The 7,725-nt window shown below is 70.0% G+C and carries 7 protein-coding genes; all 7 read left to right on the forward strand.

The window, feature by feature from the left end; genetic code table 11:
* Nucleotides 1-127, forward strand: a 127-nt coding sequence (locus tag AB1609_11625; protein MEW6047114.1) for an ATP-binding protein, incomplete at its 5' end; no start/stop codon positions are given.
* A 5-nt stretch (nucleotides 128-132) separates the two neighbouring features.
* Nucleotides 133-957: a hypothetical protein gene (locus tag AB1609_11630; GenBank protein MEW6047115.1), complete on the forward strand. Its 825-nt coding sequence runs from the start codon at nucleotides 133-135 to the stop codon at nucleotides 955-957.
* Nucleotides 929-2,050 (forward strand): DegT/DnrJ/EryC1/StrS family aminotransferase, encoded by a 1,122-nt coding sequence (locus AB1609_11635; GenBank protein ID MEW6047116.1) that lies wholly within the window; start codon nucleotides 929-931, stop codon nucleotides 2,048-2,050. The genes AB1609_11630 and AB1609_11635 overlap by 29 nt, the downstream gene beginning before the upstream one ends.
* Nucleotides 2,051-2,296: 246 nt before the next feature.
* Nucleotides 2,297-3,511 carry a DNA-processing protein DprA gene (gene dprA, locus AB1609_11640; GenBank protein MEW6047117.1) on the forward strand — a complete coding sequence of 405 codons (1,215 nt, stop codon included), beginning with the start codon at nucleotides 2,297-2,299 and terminating at the stop codon, nucleotides 3,509-3,511.
* 44 nt (nucleotides 3,512-3,555) lie between these two features.
* The gene (gene topA / locus AB1609_11645) at nucleotides 3,556-5,793 is read left to right on the forward strand and encodes a type I DNA topoisomerase (protein MEW6047118.1); all 2,238 of its coding nucleotides are present in this window, start codon (nucleotides 3,556-3,558) and stop codon (nucleotides 5,791-5,793) included.
* Nucleotides 5,777-7,147, forward strand: a complete 1,371-nt coding sequence (gene trmFO, locus AB1609_11650) for a methylenetetrahydrofolate--tRNA-(uracil(54)-C(5))-methyltransferase (FADH(2)-oxidizing) TrmFO (GenBank protein MEW6047119.1) — start codon at nucleotides 5,777-5,779, stop codon at nucleotides 7,145-7,147. Before topA ends, trmFO begins: the two co-directional genes overlap by 17 nt.
* A gap of 26 nt (nucleotides 7,148-7,173) precedes the next feature.
* A complete protein-coding gene (gene hslV, locus AB1609_11655; protein MEW6047120.1) occupies nucleotides 7,174-7,653 on the forward strand; it encodes an ATP-dependent protease subunit HslV in 480 nt (159 codons plus the stop codon).
* Nucleotides 7,654-7,725 lie beyond the last annotated feature (72 nt).

Below are 7,725 nucleotides of genomic sequence, written 5' to 3' on the forward strand. Positions count from 1 at the left end.
CGCCCGCGGGATGACGCGGGCTCTCGCGGTGGCCCGCACCATAGCCGACCTGGACGGATCGGAGCAAATCACCCAGGAGCACCTGCAAGAGGCGCTTGCTTACCGCCGAAGCGAAGGGGAGTTCTGAGCGAGATGGGGGATGGTGGGGGGTCTGTCGCGATTCATCCCGCCGCCTTCGTACACCCGGCGGCCTGCCTCGAGGCGCCCGCCGAGGTCGGCCCGTTTGCCCGTATCGAAGCCGGGGCGCGCGTAGGGGCCGGCGCACGGATCGGCGTGCGGGCGTACGTGGGGCCGGGCACGTCGATGGGCGAGGGGTGCTTCATAGACGTGGGGGCCGTCCTGGGCAGCCCGGCCGCGCAAGAGCAAAGCGTCATCCTGGGCAGGGGGGTGCGGGTGAGGGAGTACGCTGTCGTCGAGGCGGGGCCCCCCGGCCGCCCCACTCGCGTGGATGACGAGGCCTTCGTCATGGCGAAGACGTGGATGGGGCCGGGAAGCCACCTCGGCGCGCGCGCCATTCTGACCCACGGGTCGGTGATGCAGCCCGGCGCCGAGCTGCACGAGGACGCGATCGTGGGGGGGTATTGCCTGGTGGAAGCCGGCGTGGTGATAGGCCGCCGGGCCATGGTGGGGGCGCTCAGCCGCGTGGACATCCCCGTTCCGCCCTTCACCCTGGCGCACGGCAACCCGGCGGCCCTGTACGGGCTCAACGTCGTCGGGCTGCGCCGGGCCGGCGTTCCCGCTGAGACCAGGCAGAAGCTCCAGAGGGCCTTCCGGGTCTTGTTCAGAAGCGCCCTACCCCTTGAGCACGCAGAAGCGGAGCTGGGGGCCGATGCGCTCGCCGTGCCGGAGGTTCAGGAACTGTTGCGCTTCGTGCAGCAGTTCCCCCATGTCACGGCCCGGGCTCCCGGAAGGGAGAGGACTGGTGAACTTGACGGCTCATCGAATCCCGAGCTTTGACCTGACCCGGCAGCACGGGCGGCTCATCGACGAACTCACCGCCGCCGCCCGCGGGGTGCTCCATTCCGGGCGCATGATCCTGGGCCCGGAGGTGGAGGCATTGGAAAGGGAGGTGGCGGCGCTATGCGGCGTGGATCACGCCGTGGGGGTTGCCAACGGCACCGACGGGCTGTACCTGGCGCTGCGGGCATTGGGTGTCGGGCCCGGGGACGACGTGGTCACCACCTCTTTCTCCTTCATCGCGACCGCCACGAGCATCGTGCGGACAGGTGCACGGCCGGTATTCGCCGACGTTGACCCGACGACGCTAAACGTGGGCGCGCCCGAGATCGAGCGGGCCCTCACACCGAGGACGCGCGCCCTGGTGGTGGTACACCTCTTCGGGAACCCGGCCGCCATGGACGCCATCTTGAACCTGGCGCGCCGGCGGGGGCTTTTGGTGGTGGAGGACATGGCGCAAGCGATCGGTGCATCCTTTCAGGGCCGACCCGTCGGGAGCTTCGGCGACGCCGCCGTCATCAGCTTCTATCCCACGAAGAACCTTGGGGGTTGCGGCGACGGCGGCATGGTGGTCACGCCGTCGGGCGAGGTGGCCGGGAAGGTGCGGGCGCTGCGGGAATCGGGACAGCGCCGGCGCTACATCTGCGAGGACGCCGCCGGCATCAACAGCCGCCTCGACGAGCTCCAGGCGGCACTGCTGCGGGTGAAGCTGCGCCACCTGGAGGAGTGGACCGAGCGGCGCAGGTGGCTTGCGCGCCGCTACGCCGAGGGCCTGTCGGGCCTTCCTTCGGTGCCCGTGGCGGAGACTTCCGGCGGGGTCTCGGTCTACCACCAGTTCACCGTGCGCGCGCCGCGCCGCGACGAGCTTGCCGCACACCTGGCGCGGGAGGGCATTGGCAGCACGGTGTACTACCCGGTACCCTTGCACGAGCAGCCGGGCCTCGCCGCCGTGGCGTTCACCCCCTCCCGGCCCGTGGAGGCCGAGCGCGCCGCCGGCGAGGTGCTGTCGCTTCCCATGTTCCCCGAACTGGAAGTGGCAGAAGTGGACGAGGTCGTCGAAAGCATCCGCCGCTTTTATGCCGGCAGGGCCTAAAATCGGGTAGCCGGTGAAACCCTCTTCTCCACGGAAGAGGTTGCAGGAGGGGAGTTTCCGCTTCCATGAACAAAGCTCCTCAGGAAGCCCCTTCACCCGAACGCCGATCGCACGAGTGCCCCTCGTGCCGTCGCCAGACCCCGCATGAGGTGAAGCTCAGGCGGCGGGGCACCGAGGCGCTCGCCTGCACGGTCTGCGGCCTGGTGTCCCTGGTCAGCGCGGCAAAGGATGCCGCCCCCCGGGCCGATGGGCAGGGCTGAGGCGTTTGCGCCGGGGGTTTACGCCGGCGCCCTGGCACAGCTTCCGGGGATCGGCGCCGCCGCCATTCACCGGGCAGTGGAGCGCCTTGGAGGCCTGCGCCAGGCATGGGAGGCCCCGGCCGAGGCGTGGCAAGAGGCAAGCGACCGGGCGCTGTCACGGGTCGCCCTCTCATCGCTCAGGCTGCGGCGCAGGCCCGGAATGCTGCGGGAGCTTCACCGGGCTCTCCAGGCCCTTCCGGCTTCGGCGGTGACCCCCTGGGACGGCGAGGAGGCGTGCTATCCGCTCAACCTCCTGCACGTGCCCGATCCGCCGCCGGTGCTGTACGTGAGGGGTTCTTTGGCGCCCGAGGATCGGCTGGCGGTGGCCATCGTCGGCTCGCGGCAAGCCGACGTCAACGGGCTCCTGGTGGCCGAGACCCTGGCGGCGGAACTGGCCGGCCGCGGCTTCACCATTGTGAGCGGGCTTGCAGCCGGGATCGACGGGGCGGCCCACCGGGGCGCGATCCGGGCCGGGGGACGCACCATCGCGGTGCTGGGGTGCGGGATCGACAGGGCTTACCCGCCGCAGCACCGGCAACTCTTCGAACAGGTCGCTCGCTGCGGGGCCCTGATCAGCGAGTATCCGCCGGGCGTCGAGCCGGATCGCTGGCGCTTCGCCGCACGCAACCGGGTCATCGCGGCCTTGAGCCTGGCCGTGGTGGTGGTCGAAGCCCGCAGCACAAGCGGGGCCCTTTCGACGGCCGGCCTGGCCGACAGCTTCTCCCGCAACGTCCTGGCCGTGCCCGGCGACGTGACGCGCAGCACGTGCCGGGGCTCCAATCAGCTCATCGCCGACGGCTGCCCCCCGTGCCTGTCGCCGGAGGACGCCGCGGACTCGGCTCTGGAGGTTCTGCGCCGGCTGGAAGCAGCCGAACAGCAGCGGCCGCGCGCCTCGGGCGGCAGGCCGGGGCGGCTCCGACCCCGCCCGGTGCGCCGAGCAACGCCCGAGCCGCCAGAATCCCCTCCACTCGACGGGGGACTGCCCGCGGCCGTCGCTTCGCTCTACCAAGCGCTCGTCCGCCGGCCCGCCGAGGTAGAGGAACTCTCCGCGCGCACGGGCCTGCCGGTGAACCGGCTGGTCGCCTACATGACCGAACTCGAGGCGGCGGGCCGGGTTCGCCGGCTTGCGGACGGGAGATGGGCGGCCCGCCGGTTGAGTTAAAATTAGGGGAGTCTTCTCAAAGCGACAGGGTGGGGAAGGATCCGTTGAAGCTGGTCATCGTGGAATCGCCCGCCAAGGCGCGCACGCTGTCGAAGTTCCTGGGTTCGGGGTACAGCGTGCGAGCCTCCATGGGGCACGTGAGGGACCTGCCCGTTAGCGAGTTCGGCATCGACGTGGCGAAGGGCTTCCGCCCGCGCTACACGGTGGTGCGGGGAAAGGCGCGCACCGTGAAGGAGCTTGAAGCCCAGGCCGAGAAGGCCGAACAGGTGCTGCTGGCCACCGACCCCGACCGTGAGGGCGAGGCCATCAGCTGGCATCTGGCCGAACTGCTGCAGATCCCCCGGGACAAACCCTGCCGCATCGAGTTTCATGAGGTCACGCGACGGGCCGTTGAGCAGGCGCTTGCCCATCCACGCCGCATCGACCAGCGCCTGGTGGATGCCCAACAGGCGCGGCGCATCCTCGACCGGATCGTGGGCTACCGGCTCAGCCCGCTTCTGTGGAAGAAGGTTCAGCGGGGGCTGAGCGCCGGGCGCGTGCAGTCGGTGGCGTTGCGGCTCCTGTGTGAACGAGAAGATGAGATCGAGGCGTTCGTTGCCAGGGAGTACTGGACCATCGACGCGCTGCTGCGCCCCGGCGCGGACGGTGTGCCCGCCTCTATTTTCCGGGCGCGCCTGGAGACGGTGGACGGCGCGCAGCCCGAGCTCGGCGACGAACAGACCGCCAGGCGGCTCGCCGCCGAGCTCTCCGGGGCCGAGTACCGGGTCGCCTCCGTCAACAAGGCCCAGCGCCAGCGCCGACCCCCGGCGCCCTTCACCACCAGCACGATGCAGCAGGAGGCGGCGCGCCGGCTCGGTTTCACGGCCCGGCGTACCATGCAACTCGCCCAGCAGCTCTACGAAGGGCTGGACGTGGGCGAAGAAGGCGCCGTGGGCCTCATCACGTACATGCGCACCGATTCGGTGAACGTGGCCGCCGAGGCCCAATCGGCCGCGCTGCGCTTCATCGCCGAGAAGTTCGGCCCGGAAGGGGTCCCGGAGCGCCCTAACGTCTACCGCAGCCGCAAAGGAGCGCAAGAGGCCCACGAGGCGATTCGCCCGACCTCCGTGGAACGCACTCCGGAGCTTGTCAAGCCTCACCTCAACCGTGACCAATGGCGGCTGTACGAGCTCATCTGGCGGCGCTTCGTGGCCAGCCAGATGGCCGCGGCCCTCGTCGAGTCGACGACCGTGCAGATCGAGGCGGGCCGGTTCGGCCTGAAGGCGACCGGCACCGTCATCCTGAAGCCGGGGTTCCTGGTCGTCTGGGGCCCTCAGAAGGAGCGGGAGGCGGGCGACGATCACACCGATGAAGAGGATGCCCGGCAGACGCTGCCCGCCCTCGTGGAGGGGCAGGTGCTGGTGCTGGTCGAGGTGGAGCCCGAACAGCATTTCACCCAGCCACCTCCCCGGTACAACGACGCAAGCCTGGTCAAGACCATGGAGGAACTGGGCATCGGGCGGCCCAGCACGTATGCCCCCACCATCGAGACCCTCCTGGAACGCCGCTACGTGCAGCGCGACGGCCATCGGCTGGTACCGACGCCTCTCGGGCGCGCCGTGGTGCGCCTGCTCAAGGAGCAGTTTCCCGATGTGGTGGACGTGGAGTTCACCGCCCACATGGAGGCGCAGCTCGACGCGGTGGAGTCCGGCCAGGTGCCCTGGCAGCAGGTGGTCGAGCAGTTCTATCATCCTTTTGAAGCCCGCGTCGAGGACGCGATGCGAAAGCTCGGGCGGGTCGAGGTCCAGGAGGAGGCCACCGACGAGGTCTGCGAGCGCTGCGGCCGGCCCATGGTGGTCAGGTGGGGGAGGTTCGGTAAGTTCCTGGCGTGTTCGGGGTACCCAGAGTGCAAGAATACCCGGCCTCTGCTCAACAAGGTCGGGGTTCGCTGCCCCCGGTGCGGCGGCGAGCTGGTCGAACGGCGCACCCGAAAGGGGCGCACGTTCTACGGGTGCTCCAACTACCCGCGCTGCAACTACATACTCTGGCATCGCCCCGTTGGGAGAAGCTGCCCGCGCTGCGGGCGGCCGCTGGTCTACCAGGGCGGCCGCAACTCCCAGACCGAGGTCTGCTCCGGCCTGTTCGAGCGCGACGAGGCGAAAAAAGAGCCCGCCTGCACCTACCGGCAGGCTCCGGGCCAGGTGAGCGTTGGCCCGGCGGACGGGCGTGTGCAGGAGGACGGCCGGGTTCGGGCAGAAGGCCCTGTAGCGGAGGGAACGGCGCCGCATGGCTCGGGAAGCTAGCGTGGTCATCGTCGGCGGGGGGCTTGCCGGGAGTGAGGCAGCATGGCAGGCGGCGCGCCTGGGCGTGCGGGTGCGCCTGTACGAGATGCGGCCGCAGCAGATGACGCCCGTTCACCAGACGGGGCTCCTTGCCGAACTGGTCTGCAGCAACTCCCTGGGAGGCGCCGGGCTCGACACGGCGGCGGGGCTGCTGAAGGAGGAGATGCGGCGGCTCGGTTCGCTCGTGGTCGCCGCTGCCGACCGCACCGCGGTCCCCGCGGGAAGCGCCCTGGCGGTCGAACGGCACGCGTTCAGCGGATGGATCACGCAGCAAATTGAGCCGCACCCGCTCATCGAGCTTGTACGGCAGGAGGTGAGGCAGGTCCCCGACCCGAGCGAGGGCGCGGTGATCCTGGCCACAGGCCCGCTCACCTCCGACGCGCTGGCCGGAAGCCTCGGTCGCATCACAGGCCAGGAGTTGCTCTCGTTTTACGATGCCGCGGCCCCCATCGTCACGGCCGAGTCGGTCGACACCCAGCGGGGGTTTTGGGCGAGCCGCTACGACAAGGGCACGCCCGACTACCTCAACCTCCCGATGGACCGGGAGCAGTACGAGGCGTTCAGCCGGGCGCTGGCAGAAGCCGAGCAGCATGCGGGCCACCTGCCCGGCGAGCTGAAGTTCTTCGAGGGGTGCGTGCCGGTGGAGGAGCTGGCGCGCCGGGGCCTGGACACGCTGCGCTACGGCCCCATGCGCCCGGTTGGCCTGAAGGACCCGGCCACCGGCCGCATGCCCTATGCGGTGGTTCAGCTCCGCAAGGAGGACCGGGAGGGGCGCCTCTTGAACCTGGTCGGCTTCCAGACCCGGCTCAAGTGGGGTGAGCAGGCGCGTATCTTCCGCATGATCCCGGGGCTTGAAGAGGCCGAGTTCGTGCGCTTCGGGGTGGTGCACCGCAACACGTTCGTCAACTCGCCCCGGCTGTTGCGCCCTACGGGGCAGATGCGTGAGCACCCGCGGCTGTTTTTGGCAGGGCTCATCGTGGGAGTGGAAGGGTACGTGGAGTCGGCGGCGGCCGGGCTCCTGGCGGGCATCAACGCGGCGCGCCTTGTCCGGGGCGAGGAGCTTCTCGTGCTTCCGGCCGAAACCATGATGGGGGCACTGTGGCAGTACGTGACCACTGCCCGGGCCGACGACTTCCAGCCCATGAACGCGGCGTTCGGCCTGCTGCCGCCGGTACAAGGGCGGGTGCACAGCCGAAAGGAGCGGCGCGCCCGTCAGGTCACTCGGGCGCTCGCAGCCATCGACCGCGTGGCGGAGGAGGTGCGGCGTTGGCAGGAAGCCGTGGCAGCGCCGTCTGGCATGGCACCACGGTCGTAGCAGTGGTGCGGGACGGCAAGGCGGCCATGGGGGCCGACGGGCAGGTCACCATGGGCCAGCAGGTGGTGATCAAGCACTCGGCCCGCAAGGTTCGCCGGCTGTATCAGGGGCGGGTCCTGGCCGGCTTCGCCGGGGCTGCGGCCGACTCCTTGACGCTTCTGGACCGGTTCGAGTCGAAGCTCGAGGCGCACGGGGGAAGCCTGCCGAGGGCGGCTTCCGAACTGGCCAAGGACTGGCGCACCGACCGGGTGCTGCGCCGGCTCGACGCGCTGCTCCTGGTGGCCGACACCGCGTACCTTCTGGTGCTCTCCGGCAACGGGGAGGTCGTCGAGCCCGACGACGGGGTGGCGGCCATCGGGTCAGGCGGGCCGGTCGCCCTCGCGGCGGCACGCGCGCTTTTGCGCCACACCGCTCTGAAGCCGGCCGAGATCGTGCAGGAGTCCCTGATGATTGCGGCTTCCATCGATATATATACAAACGACCGCATTCTGGTGGAGGAACTTTGAGCCAGGGGCCCCAAAGCGCCAGGCCGCTCGTTTGGAAGTGATGGGCGTGCGCATGGAAGATCTCACCCCGCG

It is taken from the genome of Bacillota bacterium, from assembly GCA_040754675.1.
GTDB lineage: Bacteria > Bacillota > Limnochordia > Limnochordales > Geochordaceae > Geochorda.

Bases quoted from the DNA above. Each gene is read 5' to 3' on its own strand.
- AB1609_11630 (MEW6047115.1), top strand. From the start codon at position 133: ATGGGGGATGGTGGGGGGTCTGTCGCGATTCATCCCGCCGCCTTCGTA.
- dprA (MEW6047117.1), top strand. From the start codon at position 2,297: ATGGGCAGGGCTGAGGCGTTTGCGCCGGGGGTTTACGCCGGCGCCCTG.
- trmFO (MEW6047119.1), top strand. From the start codon at position 5,777: ATGGCTCGGGAAGCTAGCGTGGTCATCGTCGGCGGGGGGCTTGCCGGG.
- hslV (MEW6047120.1), top strand. From the start codon at position 7,174: ATGGGGGCCGACGGGCAGGTCACCATGGGCCAGCAGGTGGTGATCAAG.